This is a genomic window from Nocardioides sp. F233 (genome assembly GCF_057813895.1).
The window spans coordinates 1198613-1224828 of the sequence record NZ_JBVASH010000001.1 but is presented as its reverse complement, the minus strand read 5'-3'; the positions used below and the strand labels follow the sequence as shown (position 1 = coordinate 1224828).

At 72.2% G+C, this 26216-nt stretch carries 29 protein-coding genes; 7 read left to right on the top strand and 22 right to left on the bottom strand.

From position 1 onward, the window contains the following. Positions 1-78: 78 nt before the first annotated feature. A complete protein-coding gene (locus tag ACZYRU_RS05915; protein WP_488956140.1) occupies positions 79-993 on the top strand; it encodes a LysR family transcriptional regulator in 915 nt (304 codons plus the stop codon). Positions 994-1001: 8 nt separating this feature from the next. Then, complete coding sequence (locus ACZYRU_RS05910; RefSeq protein WP_488956139.1) at positions 1002-1469, top strand: nucleoside deaminase; 468 nt, start codon at positions 1002-1004, stop codon at positions 1467-1469. On the opposite strand, the gene ACZYRU_RS05905 is transcribed toward ACZYRU_RS05910, so the two are convergent. From ACZYRU_RS05905 to ACZYRU_RS05870, 8 genes are all read right to left on the bottom strand, one after another. Beyond that, positions 1463-1978: a hypothetical protein gene (locus ACZYRU_RS05905; RefSeq protein WP_488956138.1), complete on the bottom strand. Its 516-nt coding sequence runs from the start codon at positions 1976-1978 to the stop codon at positions 1463-1465. The genes ACZYRU_RS05910 and ACZYRU_RS05905 overlap by 7 nt on opposite strands. Next, positions 1978-4074: a transglutaminase domain-containing protein gene (locus ACZYRU_RS05900; RefSeq protein WP_488956137.1), complete on the bottom strand. Its 2097-nt coding sequence runs from the start codon at positions 4072-4074 to the stop codon at positions 1978-1980. The genes ACZYRU_RS05905 and ACZYRU_RS05900 overlap by 1 nt, the downstream gene beginning before the upstream one ends. Further along, positions 4071-4703, bottom strand: a complete 633-nt coding sequence (locus tag ACZYRU_RS05895) for a hypothetical protein (RefSeq protein WP_488956136.1) — start codon at positions 4701-4703, stop codon at positions 4071-4073. Before ACZYRU_RS05895 ends, ACZYRU_RS05900 begins: the two co-directional genes overlap by 4 nt. Before the next feature lie 68 nt (positions 4704-4771). Further along, positions 4772-5587, bottom strand: a complete 816-nt coding sequence (xdhC, locus tag ACZYRU_RS05890; protein ID WP_488956135.1) for a xanthine dehydrogenase accessory protein XdhC — start codon at positions 5585-5587, stop codon at positions 4772-4774. 2 nt (positions 5588-5589) lie between these two features. Further along, positions 5590-7824 carry a xanthine dehydrogenase molybdopterin binding subunit gene (xdhB, locus tag ACZYRU_RS05885; RefSeq protein ID WP_488956134.1) on the bottom strand — a complete coding sequence of 745 codons (2235 nt, stop codon included), beginning with the start codon at positions 7822-7824 and terminating at the stop codon, positions 5590-5592. Next, positions 7821-9224, bottom strand: a complete 1404-nt coding sequence (locus ACZYRU_RS05880) for a xanthine dehydrogenase small subunit (RefSeq protein ID WP_488956133.1) — start codon at positions 9222-9224, stop codon at positions 7821-7823. Before ACZYRU_RS05880 ends, xdhB begins: the two co-directional genes overlap by 4 nt. Before the next feature lie 16 nt (positions 9225-9240). After that, on the bottom strand, positions 9241-11037 hold the full coding sequence (locus ACZYRU_RS05875; RefSeq protein ID WP_488956132.1) for a S15 peptidase family protein: 1797 nt from the start codon (positions 11035-11037) through the stop codon (positions 9241-9243). 51 nt (positions 11038-11088) lie between these two features. Next, the gene (locus tag ACZYRU_RS05870) at positions 11089-11736 is read right to left on the bottom strand and encodes a LysE family translocator (protein WP_488956131.1); all 648 of its coding nucleotides are present in this window, start codon (positions 11734-11736) and stop codon (positions 11089-11091) included. A gap of 80 nt (positions 11737-11816) precedes the next feature. Between ACZYRU_RS05870 and ACZYRU_RS05865 the strand changes: the two genes are divergently transcribed. Continuing rightward, positions 11817-12176: a hypothetical protein gene (locus ACZYRU_RS05865; protein WP_488956130.1), complete on the top strand. Its 360-nt coding sequence runs from the start codon at positions 11817-11819 to the stop codon at positions 12174-12176. Here the strand turns inward: ACZYRU_RS05865 and ACZYRU_RS05860 are convergent. Next, entirely contained in the window at positions 12168-12758 is a 591-nt protein-coding gene (locus ACZYRU_RS05860) for a TetR/AcrR family transcriptional regulator (RefSeq protein ID WP_488956129.1), read from the bottom strand. The genes ACZYRU_RS05865 and ACZYRU_RS05860 overlap by 9 nt on opposite strands. Positions 12759-12815: 57 nt before the next feature. Here ACZYRU_RS05860 and ACZYRU_RS05855 point away from each other — a divergent pair, with 57 nt between their 5' ends. Continuing rightward, on the top strand, positions 12816-13268 hold the full coding sequence (locus ACZYRU_RS05855; protein ID WP_488956128.1) for an SRPBCC family protein: 453 nt from the start codon (positions 12816-12818) through the stop codon (positions 13266-13268). A 3-nt stretch (positions 13269-13271) separates the two neighbouring features. On the opposite strand, the gene ACZYRU_RS05850 is transcribed toward ACZYRU_RS05855, so the two are convergent. Then, positions 13272-13898, bottom strand: coding sequence for a maleylpyruvate isomerase family mycothiol-dependent enzyme (locus tag ACZYRU_RS05850; protein ID WP_488956127.1), 627 nt, complete (start codon positions 13896-13898; stop codon positions 13272-13274). Beyond that, positions 13895-14785 carry a LysR family transcriptional regulator ArgP gene (locus ACZYRU_RS05845; protein WP_488956126.1) on the bottom strand — a complete coding sequence of 297 codons (891 nt, stop codon included), beginning with the start codon at positions 14783-14785 and terminating at the stop codon, positions 13895-13897. The genes ACZYRU_RS05850 and ACZYRU_RS05845 overlap by 4 nt, the downstream gene beginning before the upstream one ends. Positions 14786-14864: 79 nt before the next feature. On the opposite strand from ACZYRU_RS05845, the gene ACZYRU_RS05840 reads away from it, so the two are divergent. Together ACZYRU_RS05840 and ACZYRU_RS05835 are read left to right on the top strand one after the other, a co-directional pair. Then, positions 14865-15488, top strand: coding sequence for a LysE/ArgO family amino acid transporter (locus ACZYRU_RS05840; protein ID WP_488956125.1), 624 nt, complete (start codon positions 14865-14867; stop codon positions 15486-15488). 43 nt (positions 15489-15531) lie between these two features. Then, positions 15532-15747, top strand: coding sequence for a hypothetical protein (locus tag ACZYRU_RS05835; RefSeq protein ID WP_488956124.1), 216 nt, complete (start codon positions 15532-15534; stop codon positions 15745-15747). Between the two features lie 2 nt (positions 15748-15749). Here ACZYRU_RS05835 and ACZYRU_RS05830 read toward each other — a convergent pair whose 3' ends face one another. The 3 genes from ACZYRU_RS05830 to ACZYRU_RS05820 form a co-directional block, all read right to left on the bottom strand. Beyond that, entirely contained in the window at positions 15750-16577 is an 828-nt protein-coding gene (locus ACZYRU_RS05830; protein ID WP_488956123.1) for an alpha/beta hydrolase family protein, read from the bottom strand. A 39-nt stretch (positions 16578-16616) separates the two neighbouring features. Further along, complete coding sequence (locus tag ACZYRU_RS05825; protein ID WP_488956122.1) at positions 16617-18014, bottom strand: hypothetical protein; 1398 nt, start codon at positions 18012-18014, stop codon at positions 16617-16619. A 63-nt stretch (positions 18015-18077) separates the two neighbouring features. Then, positions 18078-18707, bottom strand: a complete 630-nt coding sequence (locus ACZYRU_RS05820; RefSeq protein ID WP_488956121.1) for a VOC family protein — start codon at positions 18705-18707, stop codon at positions 18078-18080. A gap of 32 nt (positions 18708-18739) precedes the next feature. Between ACZYRU_RS05820 and ACZYRU_RS05815 the strand changes: the two genes are divergently transcribed. Further along, on the top strand, positions 18740-19384 hold the full coding sequence (locus ACZYRU_RS05815; RefSeq protein WP_488956120.1) for a dihydrofolate reductase family protein: 645 nt from the start codon (positions 18740-18742) through the stop codon (positions 19382-19384). Between the two features lie 9 nt (positions 19385-19393). Here ACZYRU_RS05815 and ACZYRU_RS05810 read toward each other — a convergent pair whose 3' ends face one another. From ACZYRU_RS05810 to ACZYRU_RS05775, 8 genes are all read right to left on the bottom strand, one after another. Then, positions 19394-20317: an EamA family transporter gene (locus tag ACZYRU_RS05810; protein ID WP_488956119.1), complete on the bottom strand. Its 924-nt coding sequence runs from the start codon at positions 20315-20317 to the stop codon at positions 19394-19396. Positions 20318-20465: 148 nt separating this feature from the next. Next, entirely contained in the window at positions 20466-20786 is a 321-nt protein-coding gene (locus ACZYRU_RS05805; protein ID WP_488956118.1) for a hypothetical protein, read from the bottom strand. Then, positions 20783-21268, bottom strand: coding sequence for a DUF5994 family protein (locus ACZYRU_RS05800; RefSeq protein ID WP_488956117.1), 486 nt, complete (start codon positions 21266-21268; stop codon positions 20783-20785). The genes ACZYRU_RS05805 and ACZYRU_RS05800 overlap by 4 nt, the downstream gene beginning before the upstream one ends. A gap of 157 nt (positions 21269-21425) precedes the next feature. Then, the gene (locus ACZYRU_RS05795) at positions 21426-21854 is read right to left on the bottom strand and encodes a DUF5994 family protein (RefSeq protein ID WP_488956116.1); all 429 of its coding nucleotides are present in this window, start codon (positions 21852-21854) and stop codon (positions 21426-21428) included. A 99-nt stretch (positions 21855-21953) separates the two neighbouring features. After that, positions 21954-22634, bottom strand: a complete 681-nt coding sequence (locus ACZYRU_RS05790) for a LuxR C-terminal-related transcriptional regulator (protein WP_488956115.1) — start codon at positions 22632-22634, stop codon at positions 21954-21956. A 360-nt stretch (positions 22635-22994) separates the two neighbouring features. Then, positions 22995-24068 carry a redox-regulated ATPase YchF gene (gene ychF / locus ACZYRU_RS05785; protein WP_488956114.1) on the bottom strand — a complete coding sequence of 358 codons (1074 nt, stop codon included), beginning with the start codon at positions 24066-24068 and terminating at the stop codon, positions 22995-22997. A 96-nt stretch (positions 24069-24164) separates the two neighbouring features. After that, positions 24165-24986, bottom strand: a complete 822-nt coding sequence (locus ACZYRU_RS05780; protein ID WP_488956113.1) for a zinc metalloprotease — start codon at positions 24984-24986, stop codon at positions 24165-24167. A gap of 70 nt (positions 24987-25056) precedes the next feature. After that, positions 25057-26175 carry an oxygenase MpaB family protein gene (locus ACZYRU_RS05775; protein WP_488956112.1) on the bottom strand — a complete coding sequence of 373 codons (1119 nt, stop codon included), beginning with the start codon at positions 26173-26175 and terminating at the stop codon, positions 25057-25059. Between the last annotated feature and the right edge of the window lie 41 nt (positions 26176-26216).

Here is a 26216-nt window from a genome sequence, read left to right as displayed (position 1 = left end):
AGCGCCGGACGACCATGCAGAGCAACGGGCAGTTCCTGCACCGTCCTTTAAGTGATTGCTTCACCGTAGGCTGGTGCCGTGGAGATCCACCAGCTCACCATCCTGCGCGAGCTCGGCGCCCTCGGCAGTGTCACGGCCGTCGCCGAGTCGCTCCACGTCTCGCCGTCGGCCGTGTCGCAGCACCTGGCCGCGCTGCAGCGGCAGTTCGCGACGCCACTGACCCGCCGCGACGGGCGGGTGCTGACCCTCACCGACGCCGGACGTTCCCTCGCCCGCGCCGGCGCCGACGTCATCGACGCGATGGCCGCCGCCCGCGGTGCGGTCGAGGAGTTCGAGGACGCACCCGGCGGGACGGTGACCCTGAGCAGCTTCCACAGCGCCGGCCAGGCGGTGTTCGGCCCGCTGCTGCGCGAGCTCGGCAGCCATCCCGACGCCCCGGACCTGCGGCTGACCGACGAGGACGTCGCCCAGCGCGACTTCCCCGCGCTGACCGCGCAGTACGACCTCGTCCTGGCCCACCGGATGGAGCACAGCCCGCCCTGGCCCACCGACGACCTGCACGTCGTCACCCTCGCCCGCGAGCCCCTCGACGTCGCCCTCCCCGCCGACCACCCGCTGGCCGGACGTGAGCGGCTGCGTCCCCGCGACGTCGTCGGCGAGCGCTGGGTGACCAGCCGGGTCGGCTACTCCCCCGACGACGTCCTCATCGCCGTCGCCGCGCTCACCCGCCGCAACGCCGAGGTGGTGCACCGCGTCAACGACTACGGCGCCGTAGCGGCGCTCGTCGCCGCCGGCTCCGGGATCGGCCTGCTCCCGCGCTACACCTCGGCCCACCCGTACGACGACGTCGTGCTCCGCCCCCTCCACGGCCTGAGCACCAGCCGGACGATCGACGTGCTCGCTCGCCCGGAGACCCTGCGCCGACGCTCGGCGCAGCACGTCGTCCAGGCGCTTCGTCGCGTCATGGAGCGGCTGGTCGCCTCACAGGGTTGAATGGCCGCATGAGCGAGCAGACCTGGCTGGCACGGGCCGTCGAGCTGGCCACGACCAATGTCGCCGCCGGCGGCGGGCCCTTCGGCGCGGCGATCGTCCGCGACGGCGTCCTCGTGGCCGAGGGCCAGAACCGGGTCACCCGCGACCTCGACCCCACCGCCCACGCGGAGGTGATGGCGATCCGCGCCGCCTGCACCACGCTCGGGACGTTCGAGCTGACCGGCTGCACGCTGTACACCTCGTGCGAGCCGTGCCCGCTGTGCGTGTCCGCGTCGCTGTGGGCCCGCCTCGACCGGGTGGTGTACGCCGCCGACCGCGACGACGCCGCCCGCGGCGGGTTCGACGACCGGGCCTTCTACGAGCTGTTCGACCGGCCGCGCTCGGAGTGGACGATGCCCGTCACCCAGGTCGCGACCACCGACGCCGCCGCGCCCTTCGACGCGTGGCTGGCGAACGAGGGTCGCACTGCCTACTGAGCCAGTACCGCCACCGTCACCACGGTGACCAGGACGGCGACCAGCAGGCCGATCACGAAGCCGACGCTCAGCAGGACGCCGTAGCCGACGCGGCGCACCTGCCCGCCCTCGTGCCGCAGTGCTGCAAGGAGCTGAGGTCCGCCCTGACGGGCGAACGCGGACGCGTCGGCTGCGACATTCACGACGCGCCCCGCCGTACCTGCCCGGTGTGCGACGTCGCCGTCCGCGAGGTGGACCGCAGCGCCGGCCACGCCGAGCACGGGGCCGATCACCGGTCCGAGTGGCCGGGCGAGCACCGGGTAGGAGCGCCCGGCCACCGTGACGGTGATCCGCTGCGCGGCCGAGGAGACCCTGGCCTGGTGGGCCGGGACCCGGAAGACGTCGACGAAGCCGGTCGGGCTCTGGCCCGGAGCCAGCAGGGCGAGGTGTCCGTCCTCGACGACCAGCCAGGCCGGTACGCCGCCGAAGGCGCCCGGCGCCATCCAGTAGCCCTGGAACGCGGCGCGCATCAGCGGGTGGCGTACTGGCTGAGGTAGGCGTCGGACATCCAGCGGCTGTCCTCCGACCGGAGAGCGTCACCGGTGAACCCCGCATCGCGGATCATCAGGTAACGGGTGCCCGACGAGGATGTCCAGGGCCCCCGGGGGTCGTTCCAGGTCACGTCGACCGCGCGCCAGCTGCCACCGACCTTGACCTTGTTCCACGCGTGGCCACCACCGTCGGCGAGCTCACCCACGATGACGACCGTCTCGAGCCCGGCCTCTTCAGCGACAGCCTGGAAGGCGTACGCGTAGCTCATGCACACCCCCAGGTTGTTGACGAGGATGCCGTTGGGCTGCCAGGCGTACCGGTAGCTGGTCGGGATGTCGTACCGGTTGCCGGTCGTGGAGTCGAGGGCGGGGTGGTCGTAGTCGCCGTGGTCCACCAGGTAACGGTTGATGGCTGCGACCTTGTCGGACGCGCTCATCCCAGCGGTGATCACGCTCTCCACGACGGCCTCGCTGGCGTCGGCGACCTTCTTCTGCAACGCCTGCCTCTCGGTGAGCGACAGGCCCGACTCGACGTGGATGACCGAACCGCTGACGGCGAACCGGTCGAAGTACGCAAGGGCGTAGGGGTTCTGGTAGATGGCCTCGCTCAGAGCGTCCTCGATCTCGGGAAGTCCCGGCTGGTCGTCGAACTCCGAGACGTCGATGGCCGTGGAGCCCGCGATCAGCTGCCCGGCGATGAACGTCGTGAGCTCGTTGCTCCCGAAGACCGGGTAGTCCGGCGCAGGCAGCTCCGGGCCCGGCACCTTGGGCAGGTCGGCGCGGATCACGATGCCCGCCTCGTCCAGCCCGGCGGGCGGGTAGTCGCGCTGCGCGCGCTCGTTGAACGTCGCGACCGCGGCGTCGATGTCGTCGACGGCCGTGACCGGGATGCGCACGGGATCGACCAGCCGGGTCCCCTGCCCGCGCAGCGGGACGACCCAGTGGTCCCCGTCGCGGCTCACCTCGGAACGGTCGACGCTCGCGCCGGTCGCACGGGTCGAGCCGTCGATGGACACGAACAGGAACCGGCTCGGCAGCGCCGCCAGGCCGCGGTTGTCGATGTCGGCGCCGTCGTCCCACTTCCGGTCGGCCCGGACGGGCAGTGTCTCCAGGCCGTTGAAGTCGATCGGAGCCATCGCCGACGCCTCCCGGTCCACGACGGCGACGACGCCGAGGCGGGCGTCGACCTTCTCGGCGACCAGCTGCGGCAACGACAGCTGGGTCGACCCGTCGACCGTGGTCAGCCGCATGACCTCGTTCTGGGTGCAGTCGTGGTAGCACTTCGACGTCGAGGCCGACGACCAGGTCGTCTCCGTGGTGCGCCCGACGACGCGCACCGAGTCGTTGAGGTCGTCGCCGCGCCGCTGCAGCAGCACGACGACGTACTCCGTCGCGTCCTGGACCCGCGTCCACTCCAGCAACGCATCGCCCTCGGCGGTCACCGACGAGGTGATCTGCGCCGGCGCGGGCGTCTCGGCGACGAAGTCGACCTGGGTGACCAGCGGCCGAGGACGCTGGGCGCCGTCGGCGGTGAGGTACTGGACGACGTAGACGTGGGGATTGAGGTTCCAGTACGTCCCGAGGTCGGCCAGCGCGCCCTTCGCCTGGCCGTCCTGGCGTGTGATGTACGACGACCTGACCCCTACCGGCGTGATGGCCAGGTGCGGGTCGGAGGCGGACGAGGTCAGGTCAGGGAGGATCTCGATCGGAACCGGCTTGGTCAGGGCCGCGTCGGCGTACACCTCGATCTTGCCGGCCGCCCCCCGCCACGGGTCGCTCACCTCGGCGTCGTAGCTGGCCGGAATGGCCAGGTCGGCGTCGGTGCCGACGCCGGTCACGGGCGTGGTGTAGTCGTAGCCGGGAACCGCGTTCTCGACATCCGCGGTCGTCGGGAGCTCCGCCCGCGCATCCTCCAGCAGCCGCTCCTTCAGCTCGTCGGCCCGGCTCCGGCGCTCCTTCGACGCGTCCGACTCGTCGCGGTCGAGCACCAGGACCACGGTGACACCGACGACCAGGACCAGCGCCAGGGCGAACGATCCGAGCACCGCCAGCCAGGGGAACCTGCGCGAGGTCACTCGTCGTCCATCCAGCTGGGCGTGTTGAGGGTCGGAGCCGTGATCTTCGGGATCGGCTTGTCGTTGCCAGCGGGCAGCGCGTCCTGGCACGCCTCGACGACAGCGGCCTGGCTCTCAGGGATCTTGCCCTGCTGGGAGGTGATGTCGGCCGGGATCGCGGTGTCGGGGTACTCGCCCTGCGCCAGCGCGTCGTCCAGGGACTGCTTCCACTCACCCAGCGCGCGGTAGTAGGACACGGTGACCGTGGCCTCGGCCTCCACCAGCGCCGCGACCTCGTCGTCGGTGATGTCGGCGAGGGCTGCGTCGTACATCTCCTGCAGCTTGTCCGGGTCGAGGTCGGTCGCGGCCCAGACCTCACTGTTCAGCACCACGTCCGCGTAGACCTCGCACGACGTCTCGTGCGCGCCTCCGCCGGCGCCGGCCGAGTGTTCCGAGCTGTCCGAGTCATCACCGCGGACGACCAGCGCGACGACGCCGATCACGCCCAGGACCAGCACCAGCCCGACCGCCATCAACGCGATCGTCAGCCCGGTGCGGCTGCGCTTCGGCGGTGGCGGCGGACCGGCCGGCGCCGCCCAGGTCTGGGCGTACGGCGGCTGGCCCGGGGGCGGGGGCGGGGGGTAGTTCATGACGGGCCGGGTCCTCACACGCGACGGGGTGGCCGCCGTTTCGGCGAGCCAACTCAACGCAGGTGAACCTAACCGCTCGCCGCGTCCTTCAAACGCGCGGGCGCGAGCAACTCGACCGCGACCGCGAGGGCGATCCGGGCCGGCTCCTTCCCGATGATCGCCGGGTCGCCGATCGGCGTGTGCACCCGGGCGATCGTCGACTCGCCGTGGCCGAGGTCGGCGAGGCGAGCGCGGAAGCGGGTCCACTTCGCATCGGAGCCGATCAGGCCGATCGAGCCGGGTACCTCGGAGCGGAGCAGCGCGTCGAGGAGGGCGAGATCCTCGGCGTGGTCGTGGGTGAGGACCAGCACGTCGGTGCCGACGGGGAGCTCGGCGACGACGAGCTCGGGTAGCACGGGCACCCGGTGCACGCGTACGTCGGCCGGCCCGGTGAGCGCGGGAGCCAGCCGGTCGTCGGCCAGCTGGTCGGCGCGGGAGTCGACGAGGTGCAGCTCCAGGTCGTGGCGGCTGAGCAGCAGCGCCAGCTCGAGGCCGACGTGTCCCATGCCGAAGACCGCGACCGAGCGGCGTACCGGCAGCGGCTCGTGGAGGACCGTCACCCGACCGCCGCAGCACTGCACGCCGTGCTCGCCGGGCGCCCGGTCGGAGAGGTCGTACGTCTCGGTGACCACGGCCGTGCGGGCGTCGTGCAGCAGGGCCCGCGCCCGGCGTACGGCGGACTCCTCGAGGTTGCCACCGCCGATGCTCCCCCACGTCGCGTCGGACGTCACGACGAGCTTGGCGCCGGCCGCACGCGGCGCGTGGCCGCGGACCTCCGTGATCGTGACCAGGACCCCGGGGGTGCGGGTGTCGCGGAGGTGCTGGAGTGCGCGCAGCCAGTCCATGCTCAGCTCCTGACCCTCTCGATCGCCCACCAGACCGCCTCGGGCGTCGCGGGCGAGGCGAGCTCGACGCTGACGCCGGGCGGCCCGAAGGCGCCGACCGCGTCGCGCAGCGCCTCGCGCACCGAGAACGCCAGCATCAGTGGCGGCTCTCCGACGGCCTTGGAGCCGTACACGACGCCGTCCTCGGTGGCCCGCTCGAGGAGCGCGACCCGCAGGTCGGCGGGGAGCTCGGACAGGCTCGGCAGCTTGTACGTCGACGCCGACGGGGTCGCGAGCCGGCCCCGCGTCGGGCCGTCCGAGCTGTCCCAGCGCAGGTCCTCGAGCGTCAGCCAGCCGACGCCCTGCAGGAAGCCGCCCTCGATCTGCCCGAGGTCGACCAGCGGCGAGAGGCTGTCGCCGACGTCGTGGACGATGTCGACCCGGCGTACGTCGTACGCACCGGTGAAGCCGTCGACCTCGACCTCGGCCGCGGCGACGCCGTACGCGAAGTACTTGAACGGGTGGCCGGTCATCGTGGTCGCGTCCCAGGACAGGCCCTCGGTGCGGTAGAAACCGGCGGCCCAGAGCTGGATCCGGTCGAGGTACGCCGTCCGCACGACCTCGTCCCACGCCGCGTCAGCGCCCAGCTTCTCCCGCACGGGGACCAGCCGCGCCATGACCTGGTCGCACGCGTCCTTGACCGCCGCCCCGTTGAGGTCGGCGCCGGAGCTCGCCGCGGTGGCGGAGGTGTTGGGCACCTTGTCGGTGCGCGTGGGCGCGAGCCGGACCCGCTCGATCGGCAAGCCCAGCGCGGTCGCCGCGACCTGCAGCATCTTGGTGTGCAGGCCCTGGCCCATCTCGGTGCCGCCGTGGTTGATCAGCACCGAGCCGTCCTTGTAGACGTGCACCAGTGCGCCGGCCTGGTTGAAGGACGTGAAGTTGAAGGAGATGCCGAACTTCACCGGCGTGATCGCCAGACCCCGCTTGGAATGCGGGTTTCCGGCGTTGTGGCGCTCGATCTCCTTGCGTCGCACCGCGAACTCGCTGGTGTCGAGGACCTGCTGCCAGGCGCGGTCGAGGCGCTCGGGGTGCCGCACCGGCTGGCCGTACGGCGTCGCCTGGCCCTCGACGTAGAAGTTGCGGCGGCGCAGCTCCTCGGGCGCCAGCCCGAGCAGGGGCGCGCAGCGGCCGAGGACGTCCTCGATGACGAGCATCCCCTGCGGGCCGCCGAAGCCGCGGAACGCGGTCTGGGAGGTGGTGTGGGTGCGGGCGATCCGGCCGGCGGCCCGGACGTGCGGGATCCAGTACGCGTTGTCGACGTGGCACAGCGCCCGCGACAGCACCGGCTCGGAGAGGTCGAGGCTCCAGCCGCCGTCGGACGTGAGGGTCGTGTCGATCGCCTGCAGGCGACCGTCGTCGTCGAACCCGACCTTCCAGGTGGCGTGGAAGCCGTGCCGCTTGCCGCTCATCGTCATGTCCTGCTGGCGGGTGAGCCGCACCCGGACCGGGCGGCCGGTGAGCGTGGCGCCGAGGGCCGCAACGGCGGCGTACCCGTGGGGCTGCATCTCCTTGCCGCCGAACCCACCGCCCATCCGCAGGCACTGCACGGTCACCTGGTGGCTGGCCAGGCCGAGCACGTGGGCGACGATCTCCTGGGTCTCGGTCGGGTGCTGCGTGCTGGACTGCACGAACACCTGGCCGTCGTCGTCGACCTGCGCGAAGGACGCGTGCGTCTCGAGGTAGAAGTGCTCCTGCCCGGCGAGCTCGGTCACGCCCTCGAAGACCCGCGTACTTTCGGCGAATCCGGCCTCGACGTCGCCGCGGACCATCGTCGGGCGCGCGCCCTGGAAGGACTCGGCGGCGATCGCCTCGGCGACCGTGACGAGGGACGGCAGTGGCGCGTAGTCGACGGCCACCGCGAGCGCGCCGAGACGTGCGGCCTCGAGCGACTCGCCCAGCACCCAGGCCACCGCCTGGCCGTGGAACATCACCTCGTCGGGGAACAGCGGCTCGTCGTGCTTGGTGCCGGAGTCGTTGACGCCGGGGACGTCGGCGACGGTCAGGACCCGCACCACGCCGGCGATCCCGTACGCCGGCGCGGGGTCGAGGCGGGTCACCCGGGCGTGGGCGTGCGGCGCCTGGACCGGGTGGGCGTGGAGGACGCCGGGCGCGCGCAGCGCGAGGTCGTCGGTGTAGAGCGCGCGGCCGGTGACGTGGAGGGCGGCTGCCTCGTGGGGGCGGGCCTCGCCGACGCTCATGACAGTGCCCCCTCCGTCGTCTCGGCGAGCAGCCGCGGGAGTGCCTGCCCGAGCATCGCCCGTCGGTAGGCCGCGCTCGCGCGGTGGTCGTCGAGTGGCGTGCCCGCCGCGGCCAGCGCTGCCGCGGCCGGGGCGATGCCCTCCGGCGTCCAGACGGTGCCGACCAGAGCCTGCTCGGCGGCGGTCGCGCGGATCGGGGTGGCGGCCACTCCCCCCAGCCCGATCGCCGCCCTGCGGACGACGCCGTCGACGACGTCGAGCGCGAAGGCGACCGCCACCGACGAGATGTCGTCGAAGCGGCGCTTGGCGATCTTCTGGAAGGCCGACGTGGTGGCGAGCGGCAGCGGGACCCGGACCCGGGCGATCAGCTCGCCGGGCTGCCGGACCGACTGCCGGTAGCCGGTGAAGAAGGTGGTGAGCGGGACGGTTCGCTCGCCCTCCGGTCCCGCGAGCACGAGCTCGGCGTCCAGGGCGAGCAGCGCGGGCGGCAGGTCACCGATCGGTGAGCCGGTGCCGAGGTTGCCGCCGAAGGTCGCGCCGTTGCGGATCAGCCGGGAGGCGAACTGCGGGAACACCGCGTCCAGCAAGGGGATCCGCCCCTCGAGCCGGCGCTCGACCTCGCTGAGCGTGAGGGCCGCGCCGATCTCGACCACGTCGCCGGCGACGCTCAGGCCGTGCAGCTCGTCGAGCCGGTCGATCGCCACCAGCAGGGCGGGACGGGAGCCGCGCAGGTTGGCCTCGACGCCGAGGTCCGTCGAGCCCGCGATCGCGACCGCGCCGGGCTCGGCGAGGAGGGTCAGCGCTTCGGCGAGGGTCGCGGGCCGGACCCAGCCCGGGACCGAGTGCGGCGGGGCAGCGGGCGGGGCTGTCGTCGTACGGACGGCGAGGGGGTCGTCGGCGGCGGGCGGTCCGAGCGCCTCGGCGGCATCGACGATCGGGCGGTAGCCGGTGCAGCGGCACAGGTTGCCGGACAGGGCGTGCGGGTCGAAGGAGGCGCGGCCGGGGCGGTAGAACTCGGCAGCCATGCTGCAGACGAAACCCGGCGTGCAGTAGCCGCACTGCGACCCGCCGCGCACCGCCATCTCGTGCTGCACCGGGTGCAGGGCGTCCGGCGTACCGAGGCCCTCGGAGGTGACGACCTCCTGGCCCGCGAGCGCGGCGGCCGGGACCAGGCAGGCGTTGATCGCCGTCCACTCGGTCGCCGCGTCGGAGCCCGGGCGGGCGACCAGGACGGCGCACGCGCCGCACTCCCCCTCGGCGCAGCCCTCCTTGGCGCCGGTGAGCCCGAGGCCGCGCAGCCAGTCGAGAGCGGTGAGCGGCGGCTGGGCGCCGACCAGCGCCCGGGCGGCTCCGTTGACCGTGACGGCGGCGCCCGGCAGGGCGGCCGGATCCGTGCTCATCACGGTCAACGTTAGTTCACGGGACCACCGGGAGGGTGAGGGTTTGCGCGCTTCCGGAGGCGATGGTGACCGGCGTGGCCAGGGCGCCGCCGCGGTAGTTGATCGATCCGCCCGCGACGACGAGGCGCAGCCGGTGGCCCGGCGCGAACTCGTGGACGATCGCCGGGAGCTGGACGGTGAAGGGGCGGGTGACGTCGGGGACCCGGACCGGTGCCTCGAGGCCGTTGATCAGCCGGGCGGTGCCGTCGGGCGCGACGTCGGCGACCTTGACGAACACGACCAGCTCGCCGAGCGGGCCGAGCAGCTGGGTGAGCGCGGCCGTCGGTGCACCGACCTGGAGCCGGACGGTGGGCGAGCCCGCCACCCGCAGCGGTGCGGTGAGGGCCGGGGTGGACCAGGCGGCGGACGTGCCGGGCAGGTCGGTGACCAGCGACGGGATCGGGCCGAGCATGCTGCCGAGCACGTCCATCTCGTCGAGCCGGGTCGGCAGGCCGGCACCGGGGGTCAGGAAGGACTGCGCACCGGCGGCGGTCGGGGTGGCGCCGGTGACCAGGTCACCCGCGCCGGAGAGCCGCCACGTGCGCGCCGTACCGACGGGGAAGCTCGACGCGGTGGCGTACGCCGGCGCGGCGGTGCCGCTGTAGTCGACCCAGTCGCGGAAGTAGGCGAACTCCGGCCCGGTGCTGACCGAGTGACGGCCCTTGAGGTAGCGCTCGAACCAGTCGAGCACCCGGCCGCTGACGTAGCCGCCGGCCGGGTCGGACCAGCTGACCTCGCCGGGCGCGCCGCTGCCCGAGTGACCGCCGAGCTGCCAGATCATCTTGGTCTCGGTGCCCTGGTCCTGCAGTGCGCGGTACGTCGCCACGGCCTCGTTGAGGTTGAACAGCGTGTCCCGCTCCCCCTGGATGAGGAGCGTCGGGGCCGTGACCTGCGGGAGGTACGACGCCACCGACCGGCCACGCAGCTTCGCGACGTCGCCGGGCTGCAGGTAGCCGGTCGCGCCCGCGGTGACCAGCGCCGGGCAGACGAAGTCGGCGAAGTTGGGGCACGGCAGCAGGTCGGGCGGCACCTGCTGGTTCTGCAGGTCGCCGGTGACGCCGATCGCCGAGAAGCCCAGCGCCCACACCAGCTTGGCCGCGCCCGGGACCGAGGTCGAGACGCCGGTGGTCTGGGCGGTGTTGTTGGGGCCGAGGCTGTAGCTGAGGTCGTTCCAGGTGATCACCGGGACCAGCGCGTCGACGCGGTGGTCGATCGAGGCCACCGCGAACTGGAACCCGCCGCCGTACGAGCCGCCGAAGGTGCCGACCCGCGGGTCGCCCGGCCCGTCGAGCTCGACCGCGGTCTGCACGGGCGCCGGCTGGGTGTGCCCCGCATCGAGGTAGGCGATCGCGTCCGCCCCGGCGAGGTAGCTGACCAGCTGGCTGGCCGCCTTGCCGTCGTACGCCGGGTCGTCGAGGGTGATCTTGCAGCCGGAGCCGCCGAAGCCGAGCCCGGAGTACGACAGCACGGCGTACCCGCGCGAGGCGAGCGCCGCCCCGAGCGCGGCCTGGTCGTCCTTGGAGCCGCCGAAGCCGTTGGTGGTGAGCACCGCCGGCACCGGGTCGTCGCTGCTCGCGCCCATGGGGACGTAGACGTCGCCGATGACGTCACAGACCTGGTCGCCGGCGGGGCCGACGAGGACCTTGAAGTGCAGCGTGGTCGTGGTGAACGGGTCGGCCGCCGCGGCGGCGCCTCCCGGTGCGACGAGCGCCGTGCCGAGGCCGGTGGCGAGCGACGTGATCAGGGCGAGCCGGAGCAGTGTGACGTGCTTCACATGGAGGAAACGACGTCCCGCTCCCGCTCGTTACGGCGGGCGGCGACTGGTCTAGTGACTCTCGGCGGTCGCGAGCGTGACCCCGAGGCCGACCATCATCACGCCGCCGGCCGCGCCGAGGGAGTCGAGGCGCGTGGGCTTGCGGGCGAACCAGTCCCGCGCCCGGGCAGCGAGCAGCGCCCAGCAGCCGTCGGAGCAGACCGCCATCGCACCGAACAGCACGCCCAGCAGGACCAGTTGCGGCGCGGCAGGAGCACCGGCGTCGATGAACTGCGGCAGGAAGGCGACGAAGAAGACGATCGTCTTCGGGTTGGTCGCGCCGACGACCAGGCCGGTCCGCACCGAGGCGAACCCGCTCGTGGGCGCCGGGGCGGCGCCGATTCCCACGGCCTCGAGCGCGGCCCGAGCGTCGGCGCGGTGCAGGATCGCGCGCACGCCGAGGTAGACGACGTACGCCGCACCGGCGAGCTTGAGCAGCGTGAACGCGGTCGCCGACGCCGCCACGACGGCACCGAGTCCGACCGCGACGAGCACGACCTGCGCGATGAGCCCGAGTGCGTTGCCCACCACCGACAGGAGCGCGTCGCGGCGCCCGACCGTGAGCGCACGGCCGATGGTGAACAACAGGCTCGGCCCCGGGACCTGGATGAACAGGAACGAGGCGATCGCGAAGGCGGCGAGTTGGCTGGTGGACGGCATGCCCGCCAGTATCCGCCCGCGGCCGGGCTCCGCGCGAGCCGATTCCTCAACCAGACAGTGGCGGCGCCGATCAGAGGGAGATGGAGGCGGAGGACGACAAGCCGGACTGCCCGTCGTGGTGCGTGACCACGCCGGCGGAGCACGCCGAGGACGACCCGGGCACGTGGCTGCACGAGGGCCCTCGGTTCGGCCTGCTGCGCACCTGGTGGCTCGAAGGCGCGCCGTCCGGGCCTGCCTTCACGGCGACGGTCTCCGAGCCCGACGACGCCCTGCAGGGAACCGAGGAGCTCAGCGCCGACGACCTGCGCCGGCTGGCGACCGATGCCCTCGACGCCGCGATGTGGCTGGACCGGCAGCAGCGGACCTCTCCGGCCGAGCACGGGGTCTCCGTGGTCGAGCTGGTACGCCGGGCGCACCAGGGCTCGACCCGCTCAGCCTGAGGTCGTTGCGAGCACCGCCAGCGCGAGCCGCCGCGCGGTCCCGAGCGCCGCGTCCTCACCGAACAGCTGGCGCCGGGTGTTGGCGGCGACCAGGTAGGCGTCGATCTGGAACGCGCCCTCGGCCGGGTCCGCCACGCCCGCGGCCACGAGCTCGCCCTCGAGCAGGTCGAGCCACTCCCGCTTGAGCGCCCGCACGGCGTCGGCGACCGGGCCGTCGCGATGGCCGTACTCGGCCGACGTCGCCGCCACGAAGCACCCGCCCGGGAAGACTCCGGCCCGCTGGTAGTCGACCCACGCGCCGAGCAAAGCCGCCAGCCGGTCCCGCCCGGGCGGGGCTCCCCAGACGGGGGCGATCACCGTGTCGACGTACACCCGGCGGGCCTCGGCGACGGCCGCGACCTGGATCGCCTCGCGGGTGCTGAAGACGGTGAGGATGCCGCTCTTGCTCAGCCCGGTCGCCGTCGCGAGTCCCCCGACCGAGATCGAGTCGAGGCCGTGGGTGGTGGCGATGTCGGCCGCGCACCGGGCCGCCCGGCGCCGGGTCGCGTCGCCCCGGGCCCGTCGTCCGTCGGTGTCGGTCATGCGAAAACTATACGACCGACTGGACGCAAAGATGGATCGGGGCTACGGTCCGAAGGCATGGACCAGCTCGAGGACTCGATCAGGATCGACGCCCCACCGGCGACGGTGTGGGCGCTCGTCAGTGACGTACGCCGGATGGCCGAGTGGAGCCCGCAGGTCACCTCCACGCGGACCAAGGACGGCGCGGAGCCCGCCGAGGGTGTCGCGTTCACCAACCGCAACCAGCACGGCGAGCTGGAGTGGACCACCCACGCCCGGATCCTGCGGTTCGAGCCGGAGCAGGAGATCGCGTTCCGGGTCGAGGAGAACTGGGCGGTGTGGTCCTTCCACCTCGCGCCGTCCGACACCGGCACCGTGCTCACCCAGCGTCGCGCCACCCCCGACGGCATCTCCGAGCTCTCCCGCGAGCTGACCGAGGGATTCATGGGCGGCATGGACGTGTTCACGGCATCGCTGCGCGACGGGATGCGGCAGACGCTGACCGGGATCAAGGCGACGGCGGAGGCCTGATCCTCAGCCGAACCGCTCCCGCAGCGTGTCCACCCCGGGCCCGCTGAGGTCGTCGAGGGCCACCGTCCTGCCGGCCGAGACGAGCAGCAGGTCGAGCGCGCGCCCCTCGACCCGCGGCCCCTCGCCGTGGACCAGGTCCGCGTCGGTCGCAGCGAGGGTCAGCCCGGAGAGGGCGCGCCGGGTGCCGCCCATCGACTCCGAGGTGCGGGCCTGCCAGCCGAAGGCATCCATGACCGCGCCGGCGTCGTAAGCACGGGCGATGCCGAGCGGACGGCGTACGTCCTCGCCGTGCACGATCTCCTCGACCACCCGGGTCACCCGCGGGGCCGGGGGCGAGCGGCGCAGGTCGACCGCGGCTCGCCAACGCGCCCGGGTCTCCGCAGGCGTGGCGCCGCGCTCGCGGTCGACACCGTCCTGGTTCTGCCGGTCGAAGTCGAAGCGCGCCCGCGCCATGGTCAGCACGAACCGCGGCACCGAGGTCTTCGCGACGTCGACGAGGTGGGCCAGCACGTCGTGCACGCTCCACCCCGCGCACAGCGACGGGACCTCCCACTGCTCGGGCGTCAGCGACTCCAGGTCGGCGAGCAGGGCGAGGCGCTCCTGGCGGACGAACGGCCACACATCGGTCATGACACCTTCGTAGCCCTTCCCACCGACAACACCCGCGCCGCCCGCCGTACGTCGTCGGTGAGCGCGGCCAGCGCCGGGCTGTCGAGGCGCCACCGCTGCCAGAAGAGCGGTACGACGACCGGTCGGGCTCCGGGGAGCCGGACCACCTCCCCGGCAGCCAGGCTCTCGGCGAGCTGCGGGTTCAGCAGCATCCCCCAGCCGAGGCCGGCCCGGATCGCCTCGTGGAAGTCGGCGGTGCTCGGCACCCGGTGCACGACCGGCGGACGACCGGCGCCGTGCGTGGCGAGCAGGTCGTCCTGCAGGTGGTCCTTCTCGTTGTAGACGACCAGCGGCATCGCCGCCCAGTCGATCCCACGGCCGCGACGGTGCCGCTCGACCAGCCAGGGCGCGGCCGCCGGCGTGTACCGGATCCCGCCCAGTCGTTCGACAATGCAGCCCTGCACGGGGCGGGGCTCGTCGGTGACGGCGGCGAGCACCTCGCCGCGACGCAGCAGGTCGTCGGAGTAGGCCTGGTCCTCGACGTGCAGGCGCAGCGCGGTCCCCGGCCGCTGCGCGACCGCGGCGAGCACCGGCCGGAACCACGTCGCCAGCGAGTCCGCGTTGACGGCGACGGCGAGGTCGACGACGTCGTCGCTGCCGAGCGTCATCGCCGCTTCCGTGCCGAGGAGCCGCAGCTGCCGACCGAGCCGGACGAGCGGCTCCCCCGCCGGCGTGACGGTGGCGGGCGTCGTACGGCGGACGAGGACCTGGCCGGCCGCCTGCTCCAGCGCGCGCACCCGCTGGCTGACCGCACTGGCCGTGACGTGGAGCCGACGGGCGGCGGCCTCGAAGGTGCCCTCCTCGGTGATGGCGACGAGGGTCTCCAGCTGGGCCGGGTCGAAGCGCATGGACCATGTTAAGCACCGCTCATGTTCCTGTAGGAACATTCGCTGGCCTTCACACTCGGACGACCCTAGGTTCGACCGCGTGCTCGCCCCTGCCCTCGCCGGTCTGCTGACCACGGCCTCCCTCATCGTCGCGATCGGCGCCCAGAACGCCTACGTCCTGCGGCAGGGCCTGCTCCGCTCCCACGTCGGCGTCGTCGTGCTCATCTGCGCGGCGTCCGACGCGGTCCTGATCGCCGCGGGCATCGCGGGCGTCGGCGCGCTCGTCGACGAGACAGGCTGGGCGCTGACCGTGGTGCGGTGGCTGGGCGTCGCCTTCCTGCTCTGGTACGCCGTCGCGTCCCTGCGCCGCGCCAGCCGGCCCGAGTCGCTGGCAGCCACCAACGGCACCGCGGACGCCGCCAGCGAGACCCGGCGCAGCGTGGTCACTCGGGTCATCCTGCTGACCTGGCTCAACCCGCACGTCTACCTCGACACCCTGCTCCTCATCGGGTCGATCGCGACCGCCCACGACGGCGGCGAGCCGGCCGGCCGCTGGTGGTTCGGCGTCGGCGCGGCTCTGGCGAGCCTGCTCTGGTTCTGCGGCCTGGGCTTCGGTGCGCGACTGCTGGCCCCGTTCCTGGCCCGGCCGCGGTCCTGGCAGGTGCTGGAGCTGTGCATCGCGGCGACCATGGTCCTGGTGGCAGTGAAGCTGGCCCTCGGCTGACGCCGCGCGGCGGCTTGGAGAGTGCTCCCAGTAGGTTGGAGCCATGGATCCGGACCGGTACGGCGCCCGCCCGCGCTGGCAGAAGCTGCTGTTCGGCCTGCCGCCCGCGATCGCGCTGCTGCTCGTCGGCGGCTACTGGACCCTACTTTCGTGGGGCGTCATCGGCGACGAGACGTCCAACACCTTCTCGCTCATCGGGCCGATCGTCGCCGGGTTCGGCGTAGCCCTCGGCTGGGTCGTCCTCCAGCGCCGTCCCTGACGTCAGCCCCGGATCCAGGCCGCGACCACCTCGGCGAGCGGCAGCGGCTGCGCGTCGGCGTCGAGGAGCAGGTCGTAGCCGTGGCCGGACTCGGCCGCCTCGAACCGGCTGCCCTCGGGCGCCTGGTCGACGATCGCCTGCGCTCCGCTGACCTGGTCCTCGCCCTCACTGTCAGCCATCGCGACCAGGACCGGCACCTTCAGCGCCCGACCGCCGTCGACGACCTCGATCCCCTTCCAGTCGACCGGCCCCGACAGGTCAACGGCCGCCGCCACGTCGGGGTCGGTGGCCGCCGTCATCAGCGCGACACTGCCGCCCATCGAGGCCCCGACGACGACCACCCGGGTCGCGCCGAGCCGGGTCCGGGCCTCGCGCACGGCCACGCCGACGGCGTCGACCTGGTGCGGGCCCGTGCGATCGCCGCGGCACTTCGACTCGCCGTACCCGCACAGGTCGATCGCCAGTACCTGCACCCCCGGCTGCGCGACCAGGTCGGCGGCGTACGCCAGCCACCCGCACAGGCCATTGCCGTCGGTCTGGTGCAGCAGCACGGCGACCGTGCTGCCGCTGCCCGCCGTCACCGCGGGGATCCGCCCGACGTCCGGGTCCTTCAGGACCGTCGGAGCGAACCCCGCCTCCGCGACGTCCGCCGGCTGCGGACCGCAGCGGCCGAGCGGGCCGTCGAGTGCCTGCCAGGGCGCCTGGGTGGGTGTCGTCCCCGCCTGGGTCGGCGTGCTGCTGGGTACGGCGTCCGACTGGTCCGCGCTGCCTCCGCAGCCGGCGAGCACGAGCGCCGCCACGACCATCACTGCCCCGATGCGTGACTTCATCGGGACATTGTCGACCTTTTCAACGTCCCTGTCCGTCGGTCAGGCGGCGTAGTCGTCTGCGAGGACGATCGCCTGCTGTGCGCGCAGGTGGAACTCGGCCCGGGTGATCGTGGTGGTGCCGGTGGTGGTGACGAGCCGGTAGAGGCCGTGGGGTGTGCCCCAGACCCACGTGTCGGGGCCGAGCTGCAGCACGGTGTAGCCACGCACGTGTGTCTTTGCGCGGTGGTGGTGCCGGGTGAGTGGGGTGTCGTTGTGGTCGCCGGTCTGGCCGGGTGGGCCGTGCCTGTCGTACGGCGTCGTGTGGTCGTGATCCGGTGCCCGACCCCGCTTGGCGAAGAGGCCGGTGGCGTGGGGGAAGACGTCCCCGATGGTGCGGAGCTCGGTGCGGCGTTTCACGTCGGTGGGGTGTTCGTAGCCGTTGACCGACCTGCCGGTGTGGAGGTCGATCACCGGGGTGACCGTGACGTTGGCGTAGCTGCGGAGGAGGCCGCGGACCTGGTCCAACAGCCGGGGGCCGAGGCCTTCGACCCGGGCCAGCGGGCCGAGGCTGCCGTCGTCCTGCTGGGCGACGTGGACGACGATCTCCGCGGCCCGTGCGACCGGGGTGCTGGCGGGCTCGGCCTCGACGCCGTGCAGGAACGCGAGCACCGCAGCAGGGTCGGCCAGCATCGCGAAGGCTTCGGCTCGCCAGTGGTCCATGCCGACGGGCTCCTGACCGTCTGCGAGCGGTGCCGCCTGCTCGGCCAGGGCGGTGGCGAGGTCCTCGATCATCCGGGCGTGCTCGAGCGCGTCGGCCTCGTCGATCCGCGCGAACACGACCCCAATGCCTGCGGTGTTGTCGGTGTCGTCGACCTGCGAGCCGGGGCGGGGCTGCGGATACCAGACACCCTTGCCCTTCTGGTTGTCCTTGATCTGCTCGGCGTGGGCGACCGGGTCGGCCTCGATCACCTTGGCCTCCGCGATCGCGAGGATCCGCGCGGGTGCTTCATCCAGGGCGGCAGCCACGGCAGCGTCGACGATCCGGACCTGGTGGCGGTCGAGCTTGCGCGACATCCGGGCGACCTTCCGCACCACCCAGACCTCGCAGCGCCCGCCCTTCACACCGGCCCAGACCTGCGGCAGCCGGTGGCGCAGGTCGAACGCATCCGCTAGCGCGCTGCGGGTCGCCAGGACGTTCTCGTGGCGGGCGATCGCGATCTCGGCCAGCGCGAGGTCGACCACTTCGGGAGTGCCGTCACCGCCGAGGCTGATCAGCTTCGGACCGCCGAACCTCACGGGCACGGCGTCGGGCTCGGCCTGCGGGTCACTGGAGTGGAGGTCGGCCCAGGCGAGCAGCAACTCGAGCTTGTGGACCTCGAGGAGCCGGCCTTCCCGGACACTGCCCTCGGAAGCGTGGAGCAGCTGCTCCGGCGTGGCTTCCGAGAGGTCCGAGATCATGGGTCGATTCTATCGCACACATGTTCGAACAACCAGAGTTGATCGACGAGTTTCGCCTTGTTCCTAGGGGGTGTGGGGAGAGATCAGCGCGGTCCGCACCGACATCCCGAGGTCGCGGTGTCGCAGCGTCGTGATCCGCCGCCCCGGCTGGACCGCGTCCTTCACCGGGCTGGTCCGCTCGCCCAGCCGGCTTGCCGCCGCGTCGATGTCGGCCACCACGTGGGTCAGTCCCCACAGGCTGGACGGCCCCTTGTTCGCGGCGTCCGGCGAGCCCACCACCTCGAGGATCACCTCACCCAGCCGGAAGAACACCTGCCGCACCGGGGCCCCGTTGATGGCGCCGTCCCGCTCGCGCCGTACGTCGATCCCCAGGGCCTCCAGCGCCGCCGTGGTCCGCGCGAGGTCGGGTGAGAGCAGCACGACGTGGTCGAGATGCGTGACCCCGTTCGGATGGGTGGCGGGCTCCGCCGCCGGCGTCGTCGACGCCGCCGTCGGGATGCCGTCGAGATCGGTGGTGCTCGCCGGCATTCCGCCCAGCTCCCACCCGACGATCCCCGTCCCCCGGTCCCACCCGACGAGCCGGATCCGCACCGCCCCGACCCGGCAGGTGCCGTCGTCGTCCACGGCGAACCCCGCCTCGCGCCAGGCCTCCGGCGGGTCGGCGACGAGGAGGTCGGTGAGAGTGATGGTCACGCGCGGGATCGTCCCATGCGTACGCTGGCGCCATGGCAGTCCGGGTCGACCTCAACATCTCCCTCGACGGCTTCGCGACGACGACGGACCAGACGCCCGACAACCCGTTCGGCGACGACTGGCCACGCCTGACCGGCGCGTACGCCGCGACCAGGACCTTCCGCGAGCGGGTGCTGCACGACACCTCGGGCGAGGGCACCACCGGTGTCGACGACAGGTACGCCGCGGCGTACTTCGCCGAGCTCGGCGCGGAGATCATGGGTGCCGGCATGTTCGGGCTGCACAACTTCCCCGACGACCCCGACTGGCGCGGCTGGTGGGGTGACGAGCCGCCGTTCCGGGTCCCGGTGTTCGTGCTGACCCACGGTGCCCCGCGGCCCCCGATCGAGATGGCCGGAGGTACGACGTTCCACTTCCTCGCCGCCACGCCGCGCGAGGCCCTCGACCGCGCACTCGAGGTCGCCGACGGCAAGGACGTCCGGATCGGTGGCGGCGCGAGCGTGGTCCGCGACTTCCTCGCCGCCGGTCTCGTCGACCAGCTCCACGTCGCGATCGCGCCGATCCTGCTCGGTCGTGGGATCCGGCTCTGGGACGACCTGCGGGGGCTGGAGGCCGACTACGAGGTGGTCACCGAGACCGCCGAGAGCGGCACGATCCACCTGACCTTCCGCAGGTAGCGTCCCGGCTCAGGCCGGCTCGAGGGCCGGGTCCTCCGCCTGCTTGGGCGGTCGCTCGACTGTGATCACCACGGCGACGGCGGCCACGATCACCAGCCCGCCGACGAGGACGGCGCTCGTGATCGGCTCGTCGAGCAGGGCCCAGCCGAGGAAGACCGCGACGACCGGGTTGACGTAGGCATAGGTCGCGACGAGGCCGATCGGCGCGTTCGCGAGCAGCCACACGTAGGCGCTGAAGCCGACCATCGACCCGATCACGACGAGGTACAGCCATGCGAGCCAGGTCCGGGCGTCGTACGCGAACGGCGTGGGCGACTCCCCCACGGCGAGCCCCAGCGCCACCATCATCACGCCACCCGTCCACATCTCGTGGACCGCGAGCACGAACGGGTCCTTCGGCAGGGTGAGGCGGGGCTGCACCCAGGAGCCGAAGGCCCAGAACCCGCTCGCAGCCAGCACGAACGCGGCGCCGACGAGCGGCACGTTCCCCTGGCCGCGGCCGCCCAGCACCAGCCACGCGAGCCCGACGAAGCCCAGCAGTACTCCCAGCACCGACCAGGCCCGCGGCCGGTCACCGCTCGTGAACCGGTAGGCCACCACCCACAGCGGCACCGCGGCGACCAGCAGCGCCGCGACCCCGCTCGGCGCACCCTTGCTCTCCCCGATCGCCACCAGTCCGTTGCCCAGCAGGGGCAGCATCAGCCCGAGGAGGGCCGCACCGAGGAGCTCGGCGCGGGTGACGCCCACCTCGACGCCCCGCAGTCGCAGCACCACGCCGAGGAGCAGCCCGGCAGCCACGAACCGTGCACCCATCCCGGTCAGGGGTGGCACGTCCTCGACGACCACCCGGATGCCGAGGTACGTCGAGCCCCACACGACGTACACGATCGCGAGGGCCGTCGCGACCATGCCGAGACGCGCCTGCCTGTTCATCGGGCTCCTGCCTGCTCATCGCCGATCCTGACGGCAACAACACGGCCCGCGCCACGCGATATTGCACACCGGCGCTGAATGGCAGCGAGTCGACGCAGACTGGCAGTTCCTCGATGCCGGGTACCCGGAGCTCGGGCTCAGCGGGTCCTCAGGGGCCGATGGCTGCGCCCACCAGATCGCCCATCCGGCGGGCGGCGTCCGTGGCTTCGGAGCTGGTCGCGAACCAGTCCCCTGAGACAGCGACCCGCTGTCCCGTTGCGTTCCAGGCGGTCCAGCGCCAGGACTTCCCCCTGCGCTCCTGCAGGCGGTACTCCCGTCCGCCGGGCTCCACACGGAAGCGGTGCGCAGCATGGTCCGCCATCGCCAGACTGGCATAGGTCGTGCCGGACCAGGCGAGGACGAGGCCGTCGTCGTCGATGAGCCACCAGGCGGGGTCGCCCGCCACCGCTGACTCGACGACGAACCTCATCGGTCGCCGGCTCCGGGTCCGGCCCGGAAGGAGGGTGCGGACCTGTCCTCCCCCCACCACGCACCGCCGTCGTCCTCCCAGTGGTCGGCCGGGTCCACGTCGGGGTGCTCACTCACCACGGACAGCAGGTCCCCCGCAGCATGGGAGTTGCCGGGGGTCGCAGCCGCCAGGAGTGCCTCCGTGCCCTGGCCCTCGCTGAACCCGGGCGGTACGACGAGCACGCGGAGCACCGTGCGGTCGGAGGTCTTCAGCTCGATGAGGTGGGTGTCGTCGCGAGGGAACGAGCCGACCTTGATGTATCCGGCGGCAACGGGCACGCGCCGCGGAGCCGGATCCCAGTCGGGTGGGGAGAACAGTGCCCGCACGACGCGGCCGCAGTCGGCCGGGAAGTGGTCGACCAGGTCGGCCAGCTCCACCGTCAGGTCGCGGCTCTGCGGCCACCAACCGCCGTCGAGTCGGTCGACTCCCATCGTGCGACCCATCCGAAGACGGAGGGGAGGACGATCCGCGTGCGGCGCGGGGACGTCGGACACCGACGCATCGGCGGCAGGGAGGACGGGTGTACCTGGCATCGTCATGACGCCACCTCTCGACCGGTCCGGGTGTCCGGATGGAGGCCTCAGGTCGACCAGTCTTCCTTCACGGTACTCCGGGTGCCCTGCGCCCGGTCGGGATCGGCGGCTGGCTCTCCTGGGAGAACCCTTCCTCCACGATCCGGCCGGGCCAGGCAATCCGGATCTGCAGCACCTCGGAGGTGTGCAGACGGACCAGCACCACCCCCCGTCCACGTGCCGCGGGCAGGAACCCGACCTTGACCCGACCGTGCCGGGTGAAGATCTCGGTCGCGGCGACCTCCCAGTCACCCGGCGCGTAGGCGAGCCGGTCGATCCGGCCCCGGTCCTCCGGGAACTCGTCGACCAGGTGGGCACCCTCCCGGACCAGGTCGCGCCCGTACGGCAGCCAGATCCCGTCGGCGAGGGCGAGGTGCGGCAGGTCGGTCAACCGCAGTCGCAGAAGCCCCAGCGCGTCGGGATACCTGTGCGGGTAGTGGAATCCGGGCGCACTCATGGTGCCGCCTCTCGTCGCGCACCCACCGCACCGGGCGTGCAGCGGGAGCTTCGCACCCAACGATACGTCGGACGGCGCGAGGGCACCGCCCGGCGCCTCTCAGTCCCGGGGACAGCGCCAACCGACCTGGTTGGCGGCGCCGACCGCAGCGAGCTGCGAGGTCAGCTCCAGCTTCGCGAGGATCGTCTTCACCTGGGTGCGCACGGTCGCCTCGGAGACCACGCCGGCGCGGGCGATCTCACACACCTGCATCCCCCGCATCAAGGACCCCAGGACCTCGTTCTCCCGCCGCGTGAGCCGCTCGAGGCGGCTGGCGATGCCCCGGTGCGCCAACCGGTGCTGGGCTGCGACCTCGATCAGCTCGGCGCGCTCGTCGCGGGACATCAGCGCGAGGCCGTCACGCGCACGCCGAATGGTGCCGACGACCAGGTTCAACGACGACGACTTCAGCAGGACCGCCCGGGCCCCTCGGTGCAGGCACTCGCCCCACTCCGGCCGACTGAGGCTGCCCGTGAGTACGACGACCAACGCTCCCGACGCCGCCAGCGGAGCAACCAACCGCGTCCCGTCACCGACCCGGCCGAGACACAGGTCCAGCAGCACCAGGCGCGGGACGGTGCGCAAGGTCGCCGACAGCACCGAGGCGAGCGTGGCGCCGGGATCCGCGAGGTCGATGCGCCGTACCGCGTATCCCTGGTGCTCCAGCGTCAACGCGACCGATTCGGCGAACAGCGCATGGTCGTCGATGATCGTGATCCGCATCCGCGGCGCAGCACTCATGGGGCCACCGGTCCTGACGGTCGTGGGATCGACCTCGGCTCTGGCGCGCCCTTCAGTGCGGACGTCCCGAGACCCGATCGCCACCGACAAGAATGCTGCGGCTCGAAGACTTGACTCCTGTGACGTTCCTCCGAACGAAGAGCGCTGTCAACCGACACAGATTCCCCGGACCGGACCGCTGGTGCGGGCTCCATCTCGAGCTCGCCCGCGTCGCCTCAGGACTGGCCCGAGCCTGCCCGGGTAGCGCGGAGGAAGTCGACGTGCGATCTGGAGTTCTCTCTCGGGCTCACGTCGGCGAGGCCCTGGCTGTGGAGGTGGGCTCCAGGAACCGGCCAGGGTCGCCCGAGACAGCCCCCCGCGTCAGACGTTGAAGCGGAACTCCACCACGTCACCGTCGGCCATGACGTAGTCCTTGCCCTCCATCCGGACCTTGCCGGCCTCCTTGGCCTTGTTCATCGACCCGGCGGCGAGCAGGTCCGCGAAGGACACGACCTCGGCCTTGATGAAGCCCTTCTGGAAGTCGGTGTGGATGACACCGGCGGCCTCGGGGGCGGTGGCGCCCTTGGCGATGGTCCACGCGCGCGACTCCTTGGGGCCGGCGGTGAGGTAGGTCTGCAGGCCGAGGGTGTCGAAGCCGACCCGGGCCAGCACCTCGAGGCCGGGCTCGGTGACGCCGGCCTCGGCGAGGAACTCGGCGGCCTCCTCGTCGTCGAGCTCGATCAGCTCGGACTCGAACTTCGCGTCCAGGAAGATCGCCTCGGCGGGCGCGACCAGCGCGCGCATCTTCTCCTTGAGCGAGTCATCCTGGAGCTCGTCGGCGTCGCAGTTGAAGACGTAGATGAACGGCTTGGCGGTGAGGAGCGAGAGCTCGCGCAGCAGCGTGCGGTCGATCGAGGTGGCGATGATCGGCGTACCGGCCTCGAGGGCCTCCTTCGCCTCCTTGGCGGCCTCGAGGTTGGCGGCGAGCTCCTTGACCTTGCGCGCCTCCTTCTCCAGCCGCACGACGGCCTTCTCCACCGTCTCGAGGTCGGCGAGGATCAGCTCGGTCTGGATGGTGGAGATGTCGTTGCCGGGGTTGACCTCGCCGTCGACGTGGGTGACGTCCTCGTCGCGGAAGACGCGGGTCACCTGGCAGATGGCGGCGGACTCGCGGATGTGGGCGAGGAACTTGTTGCCGAGGCCCTCACCCTGGGAGGCGCCGCGGACGATGCCGGCGATGTCGACGAACTCGACGGTCGCGGGCAGCTGGCGCTCGGAGCCGAAGATCTCGGCGAGCTGGGCCAGGCGCGGGTCAGGCACGCCCACGACGCCCACGTTGGGCTCGATCGTGGCGAACGGGTAGTTCGCCGCGAGGACGTCGTTCTTGGTCAACGCGTTGAAGAGCGTCGACTTGCCTGCGTTGGGGAGACCGACGATGCCGATGGTGAGTGCCACCCGCGGATTCTAGGGCGGTACGACGAGGGGACCCGAATCACCGCTCGGGTCCCCTCGCCGCTCACCGCGGACTCACCGCAGGCTCACCTGAGGGAGTCAGGAGCCGTACAGCGCCCGCGCACCGGCCGCGTCGGACGCCTGGAACTCCAGGTCGGCCGAGCCGCCGTTGCACTGGGGGTAGTGCATGATCGACGAGGAGTCGTACGGCGTCAGCGGCCGCCAGTTGTTGTCCTCGAAGCAGGTGCCGGCCTCGGGCCGGGTGTGCTCGTGCCGGAAGCCGAGCGTGTGACCGAGCTCGTGGCCGAGGATGTCGCCGGGCTCCCAGGTGCCGGAGGTCCAGATCGAGTCGTCGACGAGCACGTTGCGCTGCCGCTTCGGGGTGCTCGGGAAGAACGCCCGCGCGATGTACTGCGTGGTCGCGACCGGCTCCACGGAGAAGAGCACGGCGTTGTTGCGGGTCGTGCACTTGCCGTCCTGGGCGGGCACGTACACGAAGTTGATCTTCGACGACGCGGCCTCCCAGAGGCCGGCGCCGGCGCTCATCGCGGCGACGATGTCGTCGTGGCGGGTGCCGAACTTCGTGCTCACGCAGTAGGTCAGGTTCGCGACCTGCGAGGCGCTCCACTTGTCGTCCGCGCCGTTGACGGTGTTGACGATCAGGCCGTCCGCACGGGTCTTCGCCGGAGCGACCATGCTGTCGTAGAACGTGCGGAGGTCGGCCTTGGTGCTGATCGCCTCGTCGCCGTTGACGACATAGGCGCCGTCGACGTCGACGTAGGTCGACGCGACGAACTGCTTGAACGTCGGCACCGCCGCATTGCTGTCGGCATCGGCGGCGGTCGACACGGTCGCGCCCGCGAAGGCTGCGACGAGGCACGCGACTCCGGCGGAGATCTTGTGGATCCGGGAGGACAACATGCAAGAACCTTTCGGTGGAAGGGGTGGATCGGCGCTCATCGAATCGCCGCTACCCCGTCACCGACAAGACTCAGAAACCGGCAGCGCCGGTCGCTGCAGGAACCTGAGCCGGGTCCATCGGCCCGATGTGCGCCTGCGACTCCTCCAGCCCCTCGTCCGAGGGCTTCACGCCCTGGTTGAAGACCCGGTCGCGCTGCTTCTCGCGTACGTCGTGGTGCGCATCGGCCGGGATGTCGAAGCCGAAGTGCTCCTGTGCCTCGCGCACGCCCCAGACCCGGTCGCTCTTCGGAGGGATGCCGAGGATGGCGGGCGCGGCGATCTCCACGGCCTGGGGGGCGAGCAGCTCGAAGAGGGCCAGGCGCGCGTTCATGGAGCGCTCGAACAGCTTGTGCAGCGCCTTGTTGCCGACCAGCGCGACGAGGTCGATCGCGCGGCCCTGCCGGAGGTTGGCCATGTCGCGCATGTACCTCGGGTACGTCGAGATCACGCCCTTGCTCATCACCCACATGGCCGGCGCGACCAGCTTCTTCTGCCAGCCCGGCATGCTCGGCGGCAGCGCGACGTCGAGCGGCATGATGAAGTGGATCATGTCCTGCGCGGCCTCGGAGGCAGCCAGGCGCGGGCGCCACTCCTCGAAGTAGCGATGCACCTCGGCACGCGTCGCGGGCACCTCCGCGGGGTCGATCGTCTGCAGCTTGGCGATCTCGGCGCACTCGGCCCAGAACTGGTTCTCCTCGGCCTCGGTCAGCTTGCCGGGGCCGAACATCTCGTAGCACTTGAGGATCGAGTGCCAGGCGGTCACGTGGATCCACAGCTGGGAGGAGGAGCTGTTGGCGTCGTACGTGCTGCCGGTGACGGGGTCGTGGCCGACCGCCTTCGAGTGCACCTTGACCAGGACGTCGGCCGCCTTCGCGGTCTGCTCGGCGCCGCCGAAGAGCTGCATGGCGAAGTAGCGCAGGGTGCGGCCGTAGCGGGTGGACGGCCGGTACTTCACGCCGCCGGACTGCACGACCGCGGCCGCGAGGTTGGGGTCGAAGTGCTCGATCGTGACCGCACGCGCGAAGCCAAGGACGTACGACGTGGGGTGCGACCACACCCTCCACGCCACCGAGTCGGGCCCGAGGAAGCCGTAGTCGGCCATCGGCTCGTAGCTGGCGAGCATCTGCTTGCGGGTCTGGACACCGAACATCCCGGCACTCCTCATCTGATTGCTACAGGTGTGTAGGTTCA

Coding starts and splice junctions, on each gene's coding strand:
- ACZYRU_RS05910 (WP_488956139.1), top strand. CDS start 1,002: ATGAGCGAGCAGACCTGGCTGGCACGGGCCGTCGAGCTGGCCACGACC.
- ACZYRU_RS05905 (WP_488956138.1), bottom strand. CDS start 1,978: ATGCGCGCCGCGTTCCAGGGCTACTGGATGGCGCCGGGCGCCTTCGGC.
- ACZYRU_RS05895 (WP_488956136.1), bottom strand. CDS start 4,703: ATGAACTACCCCCCGCCCCCGCCCCCGGGCCAGCCGCCGTACGCCCAG.
- xdhC (WP_488956135.1), bottom strand. CDS start 5,587: ATGGACTGGCTGCGCGCACTCCAGCACCTCCGCGACACCCGCACCCCC.
- xdhB (WP_488956134.1), bottom strand. CDS start 7,824: ATGAGCGTCGGCGAGGCCCGCCCCCACGAGGCAGCCGCCCTCCACGTC.
- ACZYRU_RS05880 (WP_488956133.1), bottom strand. CDS start 9,224: ATGAGCACGGATCCGGCCGCCCTGCCGGGCGCCGCCGTCACGGTCAAC.
- ACZYRU_RS05870 (WP_488956131.1), bottom strand. CDS start 11,736: ATGCCGTCCACCAGCCAACTCGCCGCCTTCGCGATCGCCTCGTTCCTG.
- ACZYRU_RS05865 (WP_488956130.1), top strand. CDS start 11,817: ATGGAGGCGGAGGACGACAAGCCGGACTGCCCGTCGTGGTGCGTGACC.
- ACZYRU_RS05860 (WP_488956129.1), bottom strand. CDS start 12,758: ATGACCGACACCGACGGACGACGGGCCCGGGGCGACGCGACCCGGCGC.
- ACZYRU_RS05855 (WP_488956128.1), top strand. CDS start 12,816: ATGGACCAGCTCGAGGACTCGATCAGGATCGACGCCCCACCGGCGACG.
- ACZYRU_RS05850 (WP_488956127.1), bottom strand. CDS start 13,898: ATGACCGATGTGTGGCCGTTCGTCCGCCAGGAGCGCCTCGCCCTGCTC.
- ACZYRU_RS05845 (WP_488956126.1), bottom strand. CDS start 14,785: ATGCGCTTCGACCCGGCCCAGCTGGAGACCCTCGTCGCCATCACCGAG.
- ACZYRU_RS05835 (WP_488956124.1), top strand. CDS start 15,532: ATGGATCCGGACCGGTACGGCGCCCGCCCGCGCTGGCAGAAGCTGCTG.
- ACZYRU_RS05830 (WP_488956123.1), bottom strand. CDS start 16,577: ATGAAGTCACGCATCGGGGCAGTGATGGTCGTGGCGGCGCTCGTGCTC.
- ACZYRU_RS05825 (WP_488956122.1), bottom strand. CDS start 18,014: ATGATCTCGGACCTCTCGGAAGCCACGCCGGAGCAGCTGCTCCACGCT.
- ACZYRU_RS05815 (WP_488956120.1), top strand. CDS start 18,740: ATGGCAGTCCGGGTCGACCTCAACATCTCCCTCGACGGCTTCGCGACG.
- ACZYRU_RS05810 (WP_488956119.1), bottom strand. CDS start 20,317: ATGAACAGGCAGGCGCGTCTCGGCATGGTCGCGACGGCCCTCGCGATC.
- ACZYRU_RS05805 (WP_488956118.1), bottom strand. CDS start 20,786: ATGAGGTTCGTCGTCGAGTCAGCGGTGGCGGGCGACCCCGCCTGGTGG.
- ACZYRU_RS05800 (WP_488956117.1), bottom strand. CDS start 21,268: ATGGGTCGCACGATGGGAGTCGACCGACTCGACGGCGGTTGGTGGCCG.
- ACZYRU_RS05795 (WP_488956116.1), bottom strand. CDS start 21,854: ATGAGTGCGCCCGGATTCCACTACCCGCACAGGTATCCCGACGCGCTG.
- ACZYRU_RS05790 (WP_488956115.1), bottom strand. CDS start 22,634: ATGAGTGCTGCGCCGCGGATGCGGATCACGATCATCGACGACCATGCG.
- ACZYRU_RS05780 (WP_488956113.1), bottom strand. CDS start 24,986: ATGTTGTCCTCCCGGATCCACAAGATCTCCGCCGGAGTCGCGTGCCTC.
- ACZYRU_RS05775 (WP_488956112.1), bottom strand. CDS start 26,175: ATGTTCGGTGTCCAGACCCGCAAGCAGATGCTCGCCAGCTACGAGCCG.